Origin of the sequence: Jannaschia sp. W003 (genome assembly GCF_025144335.1) — a bacterium.
Taxonomy (GTDB): Bacteria; Pseudomonadota; Alphaproteobacteria; order Rhodobacterales; family Rhodobacteraceae; genus Jannaschia.
Window position 1 is genome coordinate 2,534,935 of sequence record NZ_CP083539.1, and the last position, 15,292, is coordinate 2,550,226.

The following is a 15,292-nucleotide window of genomic DNA, read 5'->3' on the forward strand; positions in this document are numbered from 1 at the left end:
CTCCATCCCGCTCACGCCCGGATGACGGCCGAGATGATGATCGCCAGCGCGATGAACATGGCGCCCATCACGATGCCCACGGCGATGTTCTGGTCCTCCTCCAGCTCCTTGCGCAGCGAGAACGGGGTGAACGCCTCGATCAGCCACCACGAGGCGAGCAGCAGGAACAGGCCGAAGAACGAATAGAAGATCGTCGAGACGATCTCGCTGAAGAGGATGCCCTCGAAGGCGCGCATGGTGGTCTCCCTACTTGATCCGTGAGCTTCCCGGCCCGCGAAGGCCCGCCGAGCCGGCGCGGATGGCGCCGCGCGTGGCGGCGGCGCCCGATGCGGAGGACACGGTGCCGAGGCCGAAGCCCGTCCACGCCCCGTAGCCCGATGCGCTGAGCAGCGCGAGCGAGACGACGATCACCGCCAGACGCATCTCAGTCCTCCTCCGACCAGTCGCCGCGCGCGCGGCGCATCATGCCATGGCGCAGGCGGCCCGTGCCCGCCCAGAGCGCTAGCAGCGCGAAGGCAGCGGCGGCGATCAAGGGCCAGCGCACGGCGCGCACGCCCTCCTGCGCCACGACCTGCGCCGCGCGCGCCCCCGCGTCGCCCCGCTCTCCGGCCGAGACGCGCACGGCATGCGGCCCCGTGCCCGCCGGCATCACGCGGAACGCAGCATCGGGGCTGCCCTCGCTCCAGCTCTCGCCGTCCTCAAAGCCGCGGTAGTAGGACACCGGCGCATGGACGGTGGCGACCGGCGCGCCGCCCGGCCCGGCCACGTCGACCGCGAACTCGATCCAGCCGTTCTCGGCGTCGGTCTCGACGGCGATGGCGAGGGGCCGGGAGGGGTCGGCGACGTCCACCGACAGCGCCACCGGCAGCTCCGCCACCGCGCCCTCCCACAGGACCGCGCGGGGCGGCTCGGCGCCCGCGACGAACACCGCCGTGGCCAGCGAGGCCGCCGCCATCGCCCCGAACCACGCCGGATAGAAGCGCCCGCGCGCAGTGTAGCGCTCCAGCGGATGCAGCTCGCCCGGCTCCGGCGTCTCGGCCCCGAACGCGGCGAAGGCCTCGGGGGCGTGGCGCGACAGCTCCAGCTCGCGCTCGCGCGCCCCCTCCACGAAGCCCAGCATCTCGGGCACGCCCGCAACCTCGCCGAGGCAGGACACCGTGGTGCCCCGGTCGCCGCGCGCGGGCCGGAAGTTGAACGCCCCTTCCGCGAAGTGCACCGCCCACTCCGTGGTCTGGAAGTAGCGGTAGCTCCGTCCCCCCACGGTCCGCACCGGGGGCTTCTCGGCCCGCTCCACCTCGGCAGGCGACAGCCAGCCCTCGCGGGGCCGCTCGCGCGTCTTGCGGGTGAACACCGCGTGACCGTCCTCGACCGTGAGCCAAGCGTAGCCGTGGGTGGGCGAGAACAGCATGTGGTCGACCCACCGCTCCACCGTGCCCCGCCAGCGCTCCTCCAGCCCCAGCGTGCCGATCACCGTCCAGCGCACGCCGCGGATCTCGCCCTCCATGCCGAGGCGGAACGGCGAGGCGGGCCGCTCCATGTTCGCGAACACCTCCAGCACCCGGAAGGCGTCGGACGCGTCCAAGGCGGCGCCGCAGTAGCCGCAGACCTGCACCGCGACGCGCCCGCCGCCCAGCACGGGCAGGCCCGCGCCGCAGTTCGGGCAGTCGATCGCGCGGACCGATCCGGCGGCGGCGGCGCTCATGCGGGGCGCACCCGGAACGGGTCGACCCAGCGGCCGAGGAACCAGGCCTCGCCCCCCGCCCAGCGCTCGCCCGACAGGATCATGCCGCGCTCACCCGAGAAGTTGGCATACAGATGCACGTCGCCCACCGCGACCGGCTCCGGCAGCTGCCCACGGAACGCCGTCAGCGTCGCGTTCTCCACCTCGTCCACGGTGAACCGCTCGCCCCCGACCTCGGCCTGCGCGCCGAGGCGGAACGCCGCGCCGCGGGGCCAGCGCTCGCGCGGCAAGGCGGTCTGCACGGCCACGTCGCCCTCGTCCACCGCGACCCAGAGCAGCGCACCGCCCAGCAGCGCGCCGTGATACTCGTCCCAGTGGCCGCGGCCGTAGTCGTAGCGCAGGTGTCCCGTGGCGGTGAACACGCCCTCGTCCCCCAGCTCCACCGCGCGGCCCAGCCCGATCAGCTCCGGCGCATCGAGCATCGTGCCCGCCTCGCCCGCCACCCGCAGCGCCGCGTCCTCCAGCATCACCGACGAGCCGCAGAACCCGCAGTCCACCATGCGCGCGTGGGCGAGCAGCCGCGGCAGCGCCGCGCCGCAGTTCGGACAGGTGCGGGCCTCGGCCATCGCGCGATCCTCCTCGGGAGAGGCTAGCGCTACTGCGCGGCGACGGCACCCCCCTCCAGCATCGCGAAGGCGTCCGAGAAGAACCCCGCCTCGCCGAAGTTCCCCGACTTCAGCGCCAGCGCCGGACCGCCGGCGGCGAAGCACCACGGCACGCCCGGCGCAATCTCGGGGCCGATGCGCAGGCGCGTGACGCCCAGCGCCGTGGTCACCGCGCCCGAGGTCTCGCCGCCCGCGACCACGATGGCGCCCACGCCCCGGCCGGCGGCGTCCGCGGCCAGGGTGGCGAGCGCCTTCTCCACCAGCGCCCCGGCGCGGGCCACGCCCAGCACCTCCTGCGCGCGGGCCACGGCGTGGGGCTCGGCGGTGGCGTAGACGATCGGGCCGCTCGCGGGGTCCTGCTGCTCCAGCCAGTGGCGCGCATCGGCGAGCCCGCCGCGGCTCAGCTCCACGGGGTCGAGCCGGTAGCCCTCGGCACGGCGCAGGTAGTCGGCCACCTGCCGGCGGGTCATCTCCGAGCACGATCCCGACAGCACCAGCCGCCCCGGTCCCGGCACGGGCAGCGGCGGCACGGTCGCCTCGGGCACCGCGTCGCGCAGGTGCCGCGCGATCGGAAGGGCCACCGCCGAGCCGCCGCAGACCAGCGGCATCGCGTGGATCGCCTCGGCCAGCACGGCGAGGTCCGCGTCGTCCACCGCATCCAGCACCACATGCCCCGCCTCGGCCTCCACCGCGGCGCGCACCGCCGCCGCGCCCTGGCGCACCGTGGGCCAGTCCACCAGCGCGGTGCCGCGCGTCGTCTGCGGCTTCAGGAGGCGCTGGAGCGAGCTGTCGCGCATCGGGGTCAGCGGGTGGTCCCGCATCGAGCTCTCGTGCAGCGGCAGGGCGCCCACGAAGAGGTGGCCCATGAACACCCTCCGCCCGTTCTCGGGGAACGCCGGCACGTGCACCGTGCGGGGCGCGCCCAGCGCGCCCATCAGCATCTCGGCCACGGGGCCGATGTTGCCGCGCGGCGTGGAATCGAAGGTCGAGCAGTACTTCCAGAACACGTGCCGCACCCCGGCGCCCTGCAGCCAGCGCAGGGCGGCACGGGCCTGGGCCACCGCCTCCTCGGGCGGAAGCGTGCGGATCTTCAGGGCCACCACCTCGAAGGCCGTGGCGCGCGTCCCGGCCTCGGGCACCCCGATCCGCAAGGTCACGGGCACCCCTGCCCGCGCGAGCATCGCCGCCAGATCCGTCGCGCCGGTGAAGTCGTCGGCGATCGCGCCGAAGAAGGCCTCGTTCATGTCGTGTATCTCCCCGACGGAAGTTTGCCCCGCACGAGGGCCGGTGATGAAGCGCAAGCCCTTCACCCGGAGGGGTTTGCGCGCGCAGTGATGCCGGAATGCCGCGCATGGACGCCGCACGCGGCGGGGCGTAGCGTCGCGGCTCGACCACCACGGAGCCGCGCCATGCCCGAAGACCATCCGAACTCCTGGGACGCCCGCGCCAAGGCGGCCAGCTTCTTCGGCTTCACCGACCTGCCCACGATCCGCGAGCGCGGCACCGTGGTGCTGCGCGGCGGCGAGGGGCCCTACGTGATCGACACCGAGGGGCGCCGCTACCTCGACGCCAATTCGGGGCTCTGGAACATGGTCGCGGGCTTCGACCACCCCGGCCTCGTCCGGGCCGCGCAGGACGCCTACGCCAGGTTCCCGGGCTACCACGCCTTCTTCGGCCGCATGGCCGACACGACCGTGGAGCTGTCGGAGAAGCTCGTCGCCCTCTCGCCCTTCGAGGACGGGCGCGTGTTCTACACCAACTCCGGCTCCGAGGCGAACGACACCATGGTCAAGATGCTGTGGTTCCTCCACGGCTCCGAGGGCCATCCCCAGCGCCGCGCCATCGTGACCCGCTGGAACGCCTACCACGGCGTCACGGCCGTCTCCGCCTCGATGACCGGCAAGCCCTACAACGCCGTGTTCGGCCTGCCCCTGCCCGGCTTCCACCACCTCACCTGCCCCCACTACTGGCGCGAGGGCCGCGCGGGCGAGAGCGAGGCCCAGTTCGTGGCCCGCCTCGCCGAGGAGCTGGAGCAGCTCATCGCCCGCGAGGGCCCCGGCAGCATCGCCGGCTTCTTCGCCGAGCCCGTCCAGGGCGCCGGCGGCGTGATCCCCCCAGCGGCGGGCTACTTCGACGCGATCCTCCCGATCCTGCGCCGCCACGGCATCCCCGTTATCGCCGACGAGGTCATCACCGGCTTCGGCCGCACGGGCGCGGCGTGGGGCTGCGAGAGCTACGGGTTCACGCCCGACGCCATCATCGCCTCCAAGGCCATGACCGCCGGCTTCTTCCCCATGGGCGCCGTGATCCTCGGACCCGAGCTGGCGGACCGCCTCCAGCACGCCGTGGACCGGATCGAGGAGTTCCCCCACGGCTTCACCGCCTCGGGCCACCCTGCCGGCTGCGCCATCGCCCTGAAGGCCGCCGAGGTGATCCTGGAAGGCGCCGACGGCGCCCCGCCCCTCATCGACAACGTGCGCGCGCTCACCCCCCGCTTCGAGGCCGGCATGGCCCGCCTCGCCGAGCACGAGCACATCGGCGAATGGCGCGGCCGAGGCCTCATGGGCGCCCTCGAGGCGGTGCGCGACCGCGCCACCGGCGAGCCCTGGCCCTCGGACCTGTCGGTCTCGGAGCGCATCGCCAACGCCTGCACCGACCGCGGCCTGATCTGCCGCCCCCTCGGGCAGGCGGTGGTGCTCTGCCCGCCCTTCATCCTCACCGAAGCGCAGATGGACGACATGTTCGCCCGCCTCGGCGACGCGCTGGATGCGGTGTTCCGCGAGATCGGCGGCTGACGCGGGCGCGCGCGGCGCGTAGCATGGCGGCGACCGCTTCCCGGAGGCCCCCCATGCGCATTCCCCTCGCCGCCACCGCCGCCCTCGTCCTCGCCTCGCCCCTCGCGGCGCAGGAGGCGCCGATCTGCGGCGGCATCAGCCCCGTGGGCGAATGGGTGGGCGGCGAGCCGGCGCAGTCCGACCCCGGCAGCGCCGAGGTTCCCTTCGCGATCGCGGGGCGCGTGCCGATCGCCGGCCACCTCGTGCGCATGTTCACCCTCGCCGAGGACGGCGCCGTGCGCATCGACGTCGCCGCGGTCCCCTCGGGCGACCCCTACGTGGCCTTGTTCGACGCCGAGGGCACCGAGGTCGCGGCGGACGACGACGGGGGCGAGGACTTCGCCTCCAGCCTCGTGGCCGACCTGCCCGCGGGCACCTACTGCCTCGCCGTGCGCTCCTATGAGTCGGGCGCCACCGAGGTCGCCGGCCGCCTCGGCCGCCCCGACCAGTTCGAGGGCGACTTCGAGGAGGCGCTCCCCGCCGCCGAGGCCCCCGCGGGCGCCGGATGCGGCGAGCCGGACGTGGCCGCGCTCGCCCCCGCCCCGTTCGGCGCCGCCGCGCTGGATGCGGGCGTCGGCTCCGCCGCCTCCGCCGAGAGCCGGCCCGCCGCCGAGTTCGAGCTGGCCGAGCCGCTCGCCCTCACCGTCACCGCCCGCGGCGAGGGCGGGGGCGATCCCTACATCCGCCTCCTCGACGCCACCGGCGCCACGCTGGCCGAGAACGACGACCACGACGGCCTCAGCAGCCGCATCGACATGGCCGAGCCGCTCGCCGCCGGGCGCTACTGCGTGGAGATCGAGGATCTCAGCGGCGGCGGCACGCCCATCGACCTGCAGCTCGCCCGCTTCGACCCCGCCGCCGACCGCCTCGCGCGGATCGGCGCCATGGAGTTCCCGCCCGCCGAGGGCGATTCGGTGGAGACGCGCGAGCTCGGCACGCTCGGCACCACCCTGCGCGTCGACGCGCCCGCGGACGCCGCGGCGCGCTGGTTCGCGCTCGACCTGCCCGCCGGGGGCCTCCTGCTCGTGGAGGCCGCCGGCGCCGCCGAGGGCGCCGACCCGGAGGTGGCCCTGTTCGACCGCCTGGGGCGCGAGGTTGCGCGCAACGACGACGGGCCCGAGGGGCTCGACAGCTTCCTCGTCCACCGCGCCCAGCCGGGCCGCTACGTGGTGGGGGTCCGCGACCTGTCGGGCGGGGGCGCGCCGGCGGGCGGCGCCGGCACGATCCGCCTCCTCTTGGAGCGCTACGTGCCCGCGCCCTGAGGCGCCGCTACTTGTTCATCTTGGCCAGCATCGCCTGCATCTCGGCGAGCTGGCGGCGGATCGCGTCGAGGTCCTCGCCCGACTTCGGCGCCTCGTCCTCGCCCGCCTTCGCGGGCGGCGGCGCCATCCCGGCCGGCGGCCAGGCCCCGCCCGACATCGCCTTGAAGAAGGCGGCCTGGCTCTCCTGCATCGCCTTAAGCCCCGGCATCTGCGCCATCGGGTTCATGGAGGCCATGTTCTCGATGATCTTCGACTGTCCGCCGCGCAGCATCTCGAAGCTGGCCTGCAGGAAGTCCGGCACCACCGAGCGCGTCGCACCGGTGTAGGAGCGCACGAGGTCGGTCAGCACCGCCAGGGGAAGCACCGCGTCGCCCTTCGCCTCGTGCTCGGCAATGATCTGCAGGAGGTACGACCGGGTGAGGTCGTCGCCCGACTTCAGGTCCACGATCTTCACCTCGCGCCCCGCCCGGATGAACCCGGCGATGTCCTCCAGGGTCACGTAGTCGCTGGTCTCGGTGTTGTAGAGCCGGCGGCTCGCGTAGCGCTTGATCAGAAGCGGCTTCGTGTCGTCCGCCATGGCGGGCCTCCCCTCGCAGTTGCAGCGGACGATACCGCGCATGCCGCACCGTGCAACGGGATTCGCCCCCGCGCGCGCCTCAGCCCGGCCAGGCGAAGCGCCGCGCCGCCCCCAGCAGCGCCGCGACGGCCGGCGGATGGCGCCGCCCCGGCGCGGTGGCGACGACGATCCGGCGGCTCACCTCGGGCTCCACGAGCGGGCGCTGGGCCAGCCCCGGCAGCGTCACCGAGTACTCCGGCATGAACGCGAAGCCGATCCCCGCCAGCACCATCGCCTGCACCCAGTCCTCGCGCTCCGAACGGAACCGGGCATAGAGCGCGACCCCGGCCCCCTCGCACGCCGCCATCACCATCTCGCGCATCTCGCAGCCGAGCCGGTCCACGTAGGGCTCGCCGTCGAGCGCGGCGAGCGGAACCGCGCCCTCCCCCAGCAGGCGGTGGCCGGGCGGCAGCACCACCACGTAGCGCTCGGCGTAGAGCGGCAGCGCCTCGAAGCGCGGCGCCGCCCCCGCCGCCGGCTCCGCGGCGCCGGTGATCGCCACGTCGATCGCGCCCGCCTCCAGCCGGTCGGCCAGCGCATCGGCCATCCCTGTTTCGACGCCGAGTTCAAGCGCGGGGTGCTCGCGCTCCAGCCGCGCGAGGAACCGCGCCAGCCGCACGTGGCCCACGGTGTCCAGCACCCCCACCCGCAGCGGCACGCGCTCCAGCAGGCGGTGCGCGCGCGCCGCGGCGCGCACCGCCTCGGCGCCCTCCCGGATCTGCTGGAGGCAGGGCAGCATCCGCTCGCCGAAGGCGGTCAGCGTGACGCGCTTGTGCTCGCGCAGGAACAGCAGCGCGCCCAGCTCCGTCTCCAGCGCCTTCACCCCCTTCGTCAGCGCCGGCTGCGTCACGCCGCAGGCCTCGGCCGCGCGCGTGAAGTTCAGCCGCTCCGCGGCGGCCAGCGCGTAGCGGACCTGCGCCATCTCCATGCCCCGTCCTCCCGGCCGGCGTCCGAACCCTCGGTTATCCTACCATATCCGCCCGTGCCCTGTCGCGGAGACGCCCGCGGTGCGATCCTCGGGGCGCAACCGCAGGCCAGGGGAGGAACCCATGACGACCTACATGGTGGAACGGAATCTCGGCGGCATCTCGCGCGAGGATCTCGGCGGCGCCCAGCGCGCGGCGATCGCCACCGCGAGCGCGATGCGCGAGCAGGGCGAGAACGTGCGCTACCTCCGCTCGACCTTCGCGCCGGACGACGGGCGCTGCTTCTGCCTCTTCGAGGCGGACACGGACGAGCAGGTGCGCCGGCTCAACGACGACGCGGGCCTGCCCTACGATCGCGTCACCCCGGCGCTCGACCTCGCGCCCTGACCGGCACGACGGAAAAGGGCGGCGCCTCGCGGCGCCGCCCTCGGGTCGGTCGGTGCGTCCCCCGAAGGGGCGCGGATCACTTCGCGGCGGTGGCGGCGCGCTTGGGGGCGTTGGAGGCCTGCACGGTGGCCTTCTTCATGGCCACGGTGGCGTCTTCCTGGGCTTCCTTGCCGGCGGCCATCAGCACTTCCATGGTCTCGGTCTGGACCTTCTTCGCCACCTCGGCGAAGGCGGCCATGTTCTCGGCCGACACTTCGGCGTAGGACGAGGCGAAGTCGGTCATGGCCTTGGCGTAGTCCGAGGCGTCCTCCTTCACGGTGGCGACGGGCGCCATCTTCGAGAGGGTCTCGCGGGTCCACTTGTGGCCGATCTCGGCCGACTGCTCGGCGGCGCCCAGGGCGATGCGCGAGAGCTTCTCGGCGAACTGGGCCTGGGTGCGGAAGGCTTCCTGCATGGCGGCGTTGTCGACGGGCATGGAGCCCATGAAGTCGGTGACGTACTTGGTGAAGTCGTTGGAGCGGGTCATGGCATCGCCTTTCGGTATGTGTCTCTGGCGAGCCTCTGGACGCTCGGTCCCGGTCGCCTTGCTGCGGATGCGAGGTAACTAGATGCTGCGCCGCGGCATTGCAAGCTTTTTCCGCAGCGCAGCAAAAATTTTCCGCAGCGGCACCCGAAGCCTTACGCGGCGGCCTTCGCGGGCCGCACGTAGGTCCCCGGCGCCGGCGCCAGCACGGGATGCTCCGGCCCGCCCGGCGCGCGCGCCTTCACCTGCGGCCCCGAGCGCTTGCGCAGCCACGCCTCCCAGCGCGGCCACCACGAGCCCTCGTTGTACTCGGCCGCCTCCAGCCACGCCTCGGGCGTGCCCTCCACGGCGCCGCCGCGGGTGTAGTGGCCGTACTTCTTCTTGGACGGCGGGTTCACGATGCCGGCGATGTGCCCGCTCTCGCTTAGGATGAAGGTCTTGTCCTTGGACCCCATCCGCCGGATCCCCTCGAACGAGCCCTTCCACTGCGCGATGTGGTCGGTCTCGCAGGCGATCGCGCAGAGCGGCACCTGCACGTCCTCAAGCGACACGGTCTCGCCCAGCAGCGGCCAGCCGCCCTCGGCTAGCCGGTTGCCGAGGCACAGGTCGCGCAGGTAGCCCGTCACCATCGGCCCCGGCAGGTTGGTGCCGTCGCCGTTCCAGTGCAGCAGGTCGAAGGCGGGCGGCGCCTCGCCCATCATGTAGGAGCGCACCGCCGGCGCGTACACGAGGTCGTTGGAGCGCAGGTACGAGAACGTGCGCCCCATGAAGAACTTGTCGAGATAGCCCTTCTTGGCCGCCTCGCGCTCGATCCCGCGCACGAAGTCCTCGTCGAGGAACACGCCCATCTCGCCGGGGTCCGAGAAGTCCGTCATCGTGGTGAAGAACGTGGCCGAGCGCACCGAGTCGTCGCCGCGCTTCGCCATCAGCCCCAGCGTCGCCGACAGCGTGGTGCCCGCGATGCAGTAGCCGATCGCGTTCACCTGGTCCTCGCCGGTGATCGCCTTGGCCTGCGCCACCGCCTCCAGGAAGCCGTCCTGCACGTAGTCCTCCATGCCGACGTCGCGGTGCGAGGCGTCGGGGTTCACCCAGGACACCACGAACAGCGTGTAGCCCTGGTCCACGACCCACTTCACGAAGCTGTTCTGCGGCTTCAGGTCGAGGATGTAGAACTTGTTGATCCAGGGCGGGAACAGCACCAGCGGCGTGCGGCGCACCTTCTCGGTGGTGGGCGCGTACTGGATCAGCTCGAACAGGCGGTTGCGGTACACCACCGAGCCTTCCGTGGTGGCGATGTTCTCGCCCAAGGTGAAGGCGTCGGGGTCCGACAGGGTGACCAGCCAGTCGCCCTCGTTGCGCTCGATGTCGCGCACGAGGTTCTCCAGGCCCTGCACGAGGCTGTCGCCTTCCGTCTCGATCGCGCGCCGCATGGCCTCGGGGTTGGTGGCCAGGAAGTTGGTGGGCGCGAAGAGATCCACGATCTGCTGCGAGAAGAACGCGACCCGCCGCTTGTCGTTGGCGTCGAGCCCCTCCAGCCCGCCGACCATGTCCCGGATCGCGTCGGCGCTGATCTGGTACTGCTGGCGTAGGTGGCTGAACCACGGGTTGTCGCGCCACACCGGGTCCTTGAACCGCTTGTCGGCCGGCAGCTCGTCCTTCGGCGACTCGCCGCGCAGCATCGCCTGCTGGGCCGCCATCGCGTGGCGCAGCGACTCGCCCCAGTAGCCCACCTGCTGCTCGATCATCTTGGCCGGGTTGCGCGCCATCTCGCTCCAGTAGGCGGCCATGGCCTTGGCGTAGACGTCCGGCCCCGGCCCCTGGAGGCCCGGATCGGACTGCTCGCGCGAGGCCAGCGCGGCCACCAGCCGCTTGGTCAGCCCGTCCATCCGCGCGAGGTTGGCGTTCAGCCGCTCCAGCGCCGCCGCGCCATCGGGCACGGACGGGGCCGATGTGCCCTCCGTGCCAGCGTTTCCGTGATCGCCCTTCGCCATCGCTTGCCTTCCTCACATGCCGGTGCAAGTTTCGCCGCACCCCTCCCATAGCACAACCGCGACGGGGACCAATTCCGTTCCCGCGCCCGCCCGCCTCACCCGGCCCCGCGCAGGAGCCCGACCTGCGAGGAGCCGCCGATGCGATACATGGCCGCCTACGACCTCATGGAGACCATGCGGAACACCAACGCATGGCTCGGAGCCACCGCCCGCACCGTGGGCTCGCTGCCCGCCTTCGCGCTGATGCCCAATCCCGCGATGCAGCTGCTCGCCGCCTGGGGCACCGTGACCGAGCGCTCGTTCGAGCGCATGGTCGCCAAGCCCGACTGGAACCTCGCCCCGATCCCGGGCGAGGACGGGCAGGACCACCTGGTCGCGCCCGAGGTGGCCCTCGCCCGTCCCTTCGGCGACCTGCTGCACTTCAAGGTGCAGGGACGCAGCGCCTCGCCGCGCCGCATCCTCCTCGTGGCGCCCATGTCGGGGCACTACGCCACGCTCTGCCGCTCCACGGTCGCCTCGCTCCTGCCCGACGCCGACGTCTGGGTCACGGACTGGCACAACGCCCGCGACATCCCCGTCTCCGAGGGCAAGTTCGACGTCGAGGACTACACCCTCTACCTCGCCGACTTCATGCGCCATCTCGGCCCCGACCTCCACGTGATCGCCGTGTGCCAGCCCGCGCCGCTGACGCTGGCGGCCACCGCCCTCCTCGCCCAGCAGGACCCCGAGGCGCAGCCGCGCACGCTCACCCTGATCGGCGGCCCCGTGGACCCCGATGCGGCGGCCACCGAGGTCACTGACTTCGGGCGCCGCGTGACCATGGGCATGCTCGAGCAGTCCATGATCCAGCAGGTGGGCTTCGGCCAGCGCGGCGCGGGCCGCAAGGTCTATCCCGGCCTCCTGCAGCTCGCCTCGTTCATCAGCATGAACGCCGAGACCCACGGCTCCGCCTTCTGGCAGCAGGTGCTGCGGACGGCGGACGGCTCGGCCTCGGACCACGACCGCCACAACCGCTTCTACGACGAGTACCTCGCCGTCATGGACATGCCGGCCGAGTTCTACCTCTCGACCGTGGCGCGCATCTTCAAGGGGCTGGAGATCGCCCAGAACCGCTTCACCGTGCGCGGCGAGGCCATCGACATCGGCGCCATCACCGACGTGGCCGTGAAGACCGTGGAGGGCGGCAAGGACGACATCTCGGCGCCCGGCCAGTGCGTCGCCGCCCTGAAGCTCCTCACCGGCCTGCCCGATTCCAAGAAGGCCTCGTACCTCGAGCCCGAGGCCGGGCACTACGGCATCTTCGCGGGCGGCTCCTGGCGCCGCAACATCCGGCCCCTCGTGCTCGACTTCATCGACGCCAACGCCGGCAAGCCCACGCCGCCCAAGGGCAAGGGCCGCCGCGGCCGCCCGGTGCAGCCCCCCGTCGAGCCGGCCAACTCGCTGCCGGTCTGATGAGCGCCGCCGCCCGCCCCCTGCGCTGCCGTTGCGGGGCGGTGCGCGGCTCCCTCGACACCGGCCCGCGCGAGACGATCCACGCCCGGTGCCACTGCCGCGACTGCCGCGCCGCCTACACGCTGCGCGACGAGCCGGACCCCGGCGCGGTGGACCTCGTGATGGCGGCCCAGTCGCGCCTGACGCTGAAGGCGGGCGCTGAGAACCTGCGCTGCTACCGCAACGGCCCCCGCGCGCCCTTGCGCTGGTACGCGGCCTGCTGCGGCGCGCCGCTGTTCCTCTCCACCAGCACGCCCCGCCTCGCCCACCTCTCGGTCAACGCCGACCGCCTCGAAGGCGACCTCGGCCCGATCCGCGCCGCGTTCTTCCGCCCCGAGAAGCCAACCCACCAGGGCCTTGCCGCCGTGATCCCCCACAGCCTCGCCAAGCTCCTCGCCGAGAACCTCCAGGGCGCCTGGAAGCGCTCCCCCCTGTTCCAGGGCGGCGAGCCGATCGCCGAGCCCCACGTCCTGAGCCCCGAGGAACGCCGCGCCTCGCTGGCGGCGCTGACGGTTTAGGTGCCCCCCTCCCCGGCGCCTCCCCGTATGCACGGGGGGTGTACGGGGGGTGTACGGGGGGCGCCCCCCCCCGATTCCGTCACACGGGCAGAGCGTGCTCGTTCTTCAGTTCCTCCATCGAGAGCAGCGCCGTGACGTTGAACACGCGCACCTCGGAGATCAGCGCCTGGTAGAAGGCGTCGTAGGCGCGGGCGTTCTCGACCCGCACCTTGAGGATGTAGTCGATCTCCCCGGCGAGCCGGTGCGCCTCCAGCACCTCGGGGCGTTTTCGCAGCGTTTCGAGGAACTTGGCCTGCCACCCGGCCTCGTGCTCCGAGGTGCGGATCAGCACGAAGAAGCAGGCCTCCAGCCCCAGCGCCTCGGGGTCCACGACCACCGTGTTCGGCCCGATCACGCCGGCCTCGCGCAGCTTGCGGATGCGGTTCCACACGGGCGTCTTCGACGATCCCACCTTTGCGGCGATCGCATCGAGCGCCTGCCCCGCATCGCGCTGCAACTCCCGAAGGATCTTCCGATCCAGCTCGTCCATCCGGACCGCCATCCGCTTATCCCCCCGCACCCGGAACATCGTCCCCCCTGCCTACGCGGCAGGCATCAGGATGTCCCTGTTATCGCCCGCCCCCTCCCCCCCGGCAAGGACATTGTCCTATATTGAGCGGCAGACACGGAGCCGCGCGATGAACCACTTTCCCGTCTTCCTGGCCCTCGAAGGCCGCCGCGTGCTGGTCGTCGGCGGCGGCGACGCGGCCGTGGCGAAGCTGCGCCTGTTGCTCAAGACCACCGCCCACGTCAACGTCGTGGCAGAGTCCCCCGCCCCCGAGATCGAGGCCTGGGCCGCCGAGGGCCGCCTCGCCCTCCACCGCCGCACCCAGACCCCCGGCGACGCGCTGTGCTGCCCCATCGCCTACGCCGCCTCCGAGGACGCTGCGCTCGACGCCGCCACGCTGCGCATGGCCGCAGCCGACGGCGCGCTGGTGAACGTGGTGGACGACCTCGAGAACTCGCAGTTCATCACCCCCGCCATTGTGGACCGCAACCCCGTGACCGTGGCCATCGGTACGGAAGGCACCGCGCCCGTGCTGGCCCGCAAGATCAAGGCAGAGCTGGAAGCCGCGCTGCCCCCCGCCACCGGCACCCTGGCACGCGTCGCCAAGGGGTTTCGCAAGCTGGCCGACGCCCTGCCCTTCGGCGCGCCCCGCCGCCGCTTCTGGGCCGAGTACTACGACACCGCCGGCCCCCGCGCGGTGGAGCGCGGCGAGGACGTCGCCGCGACGCTTCACGCCCTGCTGGACGAGCACCTCGCGGCGGAAGCCCGCCCCGGACACGTCGACCTCGTCGGTGCCGGCCCCGGCGATCCGGAGCTGCTGACCCTCAAGGCCCGCCGCGCGCTCGATCGCGCCGACGTGGTGATCCACGACCGGCTGGTGCCCGCCGCCATCCTGGAGCTGGCCCGCCGCGAGGCCACCATCGTGGAGGCCGGCAAGACGGGCTTCGGCCCCTCGATGCCGCAGGAGAGCATCAATGCCTTGATGGTCCGCCACGCGGCCCGGGGCGCTCATGTGGTGCGCCTGAAGGGCGGCGATCCGGCCGTGTTCGGGCGACTCGACGAGGAGATCGAGGCGCTGGACGCGGCCGGCCTCTCGTGGTCCGTCGTGCCCGGCATCACCGCCGCTTCGGCCGCCGTGGCCGCCATCGGGCAGAGCCTGACGAAGCGCCGCCGCAACGCCTCCGTGCGCCTCCTGACCGCGCACGACATGGAGGGCTTCGTCGACCACGACTGGCGCGCGCTGGCCCGTCCCGGCGAGGTCGCAGGCATCTACATGGGCCTCCGGGCCGCGCGCTGGATGCAGGGGCGCCTGCTCATGCACGGCGCCGCGCCGGACACCCCCGTCACCGTGGTCGAGAATGCCGCGCGCCCCGAGCAGCGCGTCCGTGCGGCCACCCTCGCCACTCTCGCCGAGGCTGCGGGCGATGCCGCCGGTCCCGCCCTCATCCTATTCGGTCTGGCCCCTCGCGGCCGGGCCGAAGCGCCTGCCATGGAGGTCGCCCTCTGATGCCCAAGCCCTTCACCCCCAAGGTCGTCACCGCGAACGACCTGCGTGACGGCGAGGTCGTGTACCTCTCCGTCGACGACCGCTGGGTCCGCGTCCTGGCCGAGGCCGAGCTGATCGAGGACGAGGCCCACGCGCAGATCCGTCTCCTCGACGCCGAGATGCAGGCGAGCGCCGTGGTCGGCGCCTACCTCGCCGACGTCCGCCGGGGCCCCGAGGGTCCCGAGCCCGCGCACTTCCGCGAGGCGTTCCGCGCCGCGGGGCCCACGAACTACGCCCACGGCAAGGCCCACGGGCAGCGCCCCGGCCCCGATGCCGGCCGCGCCCCGATCCGCCCGGAGCACTGA

17 protein-coding genes are annotated in these 15,292 nt (G+C 73.0%); 7 read left to right on the forward strand and 10 right to left on the reverse strand.

All coding sequences use genetic code 11. The annotated features are described in order from the left end of the window. Positions 1 to 11 precede the first annotated feature (11 nt). From K3554_RS12425 to otnK, 5 genes are read right to left on the reverse strand one after another with little or no spacing between them, the layout of a single operon-like run. The gene (locus tag K3554_RS12425) at positions 12 to 236 is read right to left on the reverse strand and encodes a DUF350 domain-containing protein (RefSeq protein ID WP_259940686.1); all 225 of its coding nucleotides are present in this window, start codon (positions 234 to 236) and stop codon (positions 12 to 14) included. A 10-nt stretch (positions 237 to 246) separates the two neighbouring features. Next, positions 247 to 423, reverse strand: coding sequence for a hypothetical protein (locus K3554_RS12430; RefSeq protein ID WP_259940688.1), 177 nt, complete (start codon positions 421 to 423; stop codon positions 247 to 249). A gap of 1 nt (position 424) precedes the next feature. Then, positions 425 to 1,702, reverse strand: a complete 1,278-nt coding sequence (locus K3554_RS12435) for a DUF4178 domain-containing protein (protein WP_259940690.1) — start codon at positions 1,700 to 1,702, stop codon at positions 425 to 427. Next, positions 1,699 to 2,307 carry a DUF4178 domain-containing protein gene (locus K3554_RS12440; RefSeq protein WP_259940692.1) on the reverse strand — a complete coding sequence of 203 codons (609 nt, stop codon included), beginning with the start codon at positions 2,305 to 2,307 and terminating at the stop codon, positions 1,699 to 1,701. Before K3554_RS12440 ends, K3554_RS12435 begins: the two co-directional genes overlap by 4 nt. A 29-nt stretch (positions 2,308 to 2,336) precedes the next feature. Next, positions 2,337 to 3,590, reverse strand: coding sequence for a 3-oxo-tetronate kinase (gene otnK, locus K3554_RS12445; RefSeq protein WP_259940694.1), 1,254 nt, complete (start codon positions 3,588 to 3,590; stop codon positions 2,337 to 2,339). A 165-nt stretch (positions 3,591 to 3,755) separates the two neighbouring features. Between otnK and K3554_RS12450 the strand changes: the two genes are divergently transcribed. After that, complete coding sequence (locus tag K3554_RS12450) at positions 3,756 to 5,141, forward strand: aminotransferase class III-fold pyridoxal phosphate-dependent enzyme (protein WP_259940696.1); 1,386 nt, start codon at positions 3,756 to 3,758, stop codon at positions 5,139 to 5,141. Between the two features lie 53 nt (positions 5,142 to 5,194). Next, entirely contained in the window at positions 5,195 to 6,442 is a 1,248-nt protein-coding gene (locus K3554_RS12455; protein ID WP_259940698.1) for a DVUA0089 family protein, read from the forward strand. 7 nt (positions 6,443 to 6,449) lie between these two features. On the opposite strand, the gene phaR is transcribed toward K3554_RS12455, so the two are convergent. Beyond that, positions 6,450 to 7,019 (reverse strand): polyhydroxyalkanoate synthesis repressor PhaR, encoded by a 570-nt coding sequence (phaR, locus tag K3554_RS12460; protein ID WP_259940700.1) that lies wholly within the window; start codon positions 7,017 to 7,019, stop codon positions 6,450 to 6,452. 79 nt (positions 7,020 to 7,098) lie between these two features. Beyond that, a complete protein-coding gene (locus K3554_RS12465) occupies positions 7,099 to 7,986 on the reverse strand; it encodes a LysR family transcriptional regulator (protein WP_259940703.1) in 888 nt (295 codons plus the stop codon). A 121-nt stretch (positions 7,987 to 8,107) separates the two neighbouring features. Here K3554_RS12465 and K3554_RS12470 point away from each other — a divergent pair, with 121 nt between their 5' ends. Next, the gene (locus K3554_RS12470) at positions 8,108 to 8,371 is read left to right on the forward strand and encodes a DUF4242 domain-containing protein (RefSeq protein WP_259940706.1); all 264 of its coding nucleotides are present in this window, start codon (positions 8,108 to 8,110) and stop codon (positions 8,369 to 8,371) included. A 76-nt stretch (positions 8,372 to 8,447) separates the two neighbouring features. On the opposite strand, the gene K3554_RS12475 is transcribed toward K3554_RS12470, so the two are convergent. Further along, positions 8,448 to 8,897 (reverse strand): Phasin, encoded by a 450-nt coding sequence (locus tag K3554_RS12475; RefSeq protein WP_259940709.1) that lies wholly within the window; start codon positions 8,895 to 8,897, stop codon positions 8,448 to 8,450. Positions 8,898 to 9,049: 152 nt separating this feature from the next. Next, positions 9,050 to 10,780: an alpha/beta hydrolase gene (locus K3554_RS12480; protein WP_259945937.1), complete on the reverse strand. Its 1,731-nt coding sequence runs from the start codon at positions 10,778 to 10,780 to the stop codon at positions 9,050 to 9,052. 243 nt (positions 10,781 to 11,023) lie between these two features. On the opposite strand from K3554_RS12480, the gene phaZ reads away from it, so the two are divergent. Next, positions 11,024 to 12,337 carry a polyhydroxyalkanoate depolymerase gene (phaZ, locus tag K3554_RS12485; RefSeq protein WP_259940712.1) on the forward strand — a complete coding sequence of 438 codons (1,314 nt, stop codon included), beginning with the start codon at positions 11,024 to 11,026 and terminating at the stop codon, positions 12,335 to 12,337. Further along, a complete protein-coding gene (locus tag K3554_RS12490; protein WP_259940714.1) occupies positions 12,337 to 12,894 on the forward strand; it encodes a DUF6151 family protein in 558 nt (185 codons plus the stop codon). The genes phaZ and K3554_RS12490 overlap by 1 nt, the downstream gene beginning before the upstream one ends. Positions 12,895 to 12,973: 79 nt before the next feature. Here K3554_RS12490 and K3554_RS12495 read toward each other — a convergent pair whose 3' ends face one another. Continuing rightward, positions 12,974 to 13,435: an Lrp/AsnC family transcriptional regulator gene (locus K3554_RS12495; protein ID WP_259940718.1), complete on the reverse strand. Its 462-nt coding sequence runs from the start codon at positions 13,433 to 13,435 to the stop codon at positions 12,974 to 12,976. A gap of 136 nt (positions 13,436 to 13,571) precedes the next feature. On the opposite strand from K3554_RS12495, the gene cysG reads away from it, so the two are divergent. Next, on the forward strand, positions 13,572 to 14,948 hold the full coding sequence (gene cysG / locus K3554_RS12500) for a siroheme synthase CysG (protein WP_259940720.1): 1,377 nt from the start codon (positions 13,572 to 13,574) through the stop codon (positions 14,946 to 14,948). After that, a complete protein-coding gene (locus K3554_RS12505) occupies positions 14,948 to 15,292 on the forward strand; it encodes a DUF2849 domain-containing protein (protein WP_259940722.1) in 345 nt (114 codons plus the stop codon). Before cysG ends, K3554_RS12505 begins: the two co-directional genes overlap by 1 nt.

Coding starts and splice junctions, on each gene's coding strand:
- K3554_RS12475 (WP_259940709.1), bottom strand. CDS start 8,897: ATGACCCGCTCCAACGACTTCACCAAGTACGTCACCGACTTCATGGGC.
- K3554_RS12470 (WP_259940706.1), top strand. CDS start 8,108: ATGACGACCTACATGGTGGAACGGAATCTCGGCGGCATCTCGCGCGAG.
- K3554_RS12425 (WP_259940686.1), bottom strand. CDS start 236: ATGCGCGCCTTCGAGGGCATCCTCTTCAGCGAGATCGTCTCGACGATC.
- otnK (WP_259940694.1), bottom strand. CDS start 3,590: ATGAACGAGGCCTTCTTCGGCGCGATCGCCGACGACTTCACCGGCGCG.
- K3554_RS12455 (WP_259940698.1), top strand. CDS start 5,195: ATGCGCATTCCCCTCGCCGCCACCGCCGCCCTCGTCCTCGCCTCGCCC.
- K3554_RS12440 (WP_259940692.1), bottom strand. CDS start 2,307: ATGGCCGAGGCCCGCACCTGTCCGAACTGCGGCGCGGCGCTGCCGCGG.
- K3554_RS12435 (WP_259940690.1), bottom strand. CDS start 1,702: ATGAGCGCCGCCGCCGCCGGATCGGTCCGCGCGATCGACTGCCCGAAC.
- K3554_RS12430 (WP_259940688.1), bottom strand. CDS start 423: ATGCGTCTGGCGGTGATCGTCGTCTCGCTCGCGCTGCTCAGCGCATCG.
- cysG (WP_259940720.1), top strand. CDS start 13,572: ATGAACCACTTTCCCGTCTTCCTGGCCCTCGAAGGCCGCCGCGTGCTG.
- K3554_RS12465 (WP_259940703.1), bottom strand. CDS start 7,986: ATGGAGATGGCGCAGGTCCGCTACGCGCTGGCCGCCGCGGAGCGGCTG.
- K3554_RS12490 (WP_259940714.1), top strand. CDS start 12,337: ATGAGCGCCGCCGCCCGCCCCCTGCGCTGCCGTTGCGGGGCGGTGCGC.
- K3554_RS12480 (WP_259945937.1), bottom strand. CDS start 10,780: ATGGACGGGCTGACCAAGCGGCTGGTGGCCGCGCTGGCCTCGCGCGAG.
- K3554_RS12450 (WP_259940696.1), top strand. CDS start 3,756: ATGCCCGAAGACCATCCGAACTCCTGGGACGCCCGCGCCAAGGCGGCC.
- phaZ (WP_259940712.1), top strand. CDS start 11,024: ATGCGATACATGGCCGCCTACGACCTCATGGAGACCATGCGGAACACC.
- phaR (WP_259940700.1), bottom strand. CDS start 7,019: ATGGCGGACGACACGAAGCCGCTTCTGATCAAGCGCTACGCGAGCCGC.
- K3554_RS12495 (WP_259940718.1), bottom strand. CDS start 13,435: ATGGCGGTCCGGATGGACGAGCTGGATCGGAAGATCCTTCGGGAGTTG.
- K3554_RS12505 (WP_259940722.1), top strand. CDS start 14,948: ATGCCCAAGCCCTTCACCCCCAAGGTCGTCACCGCGAACGACCTGCGT.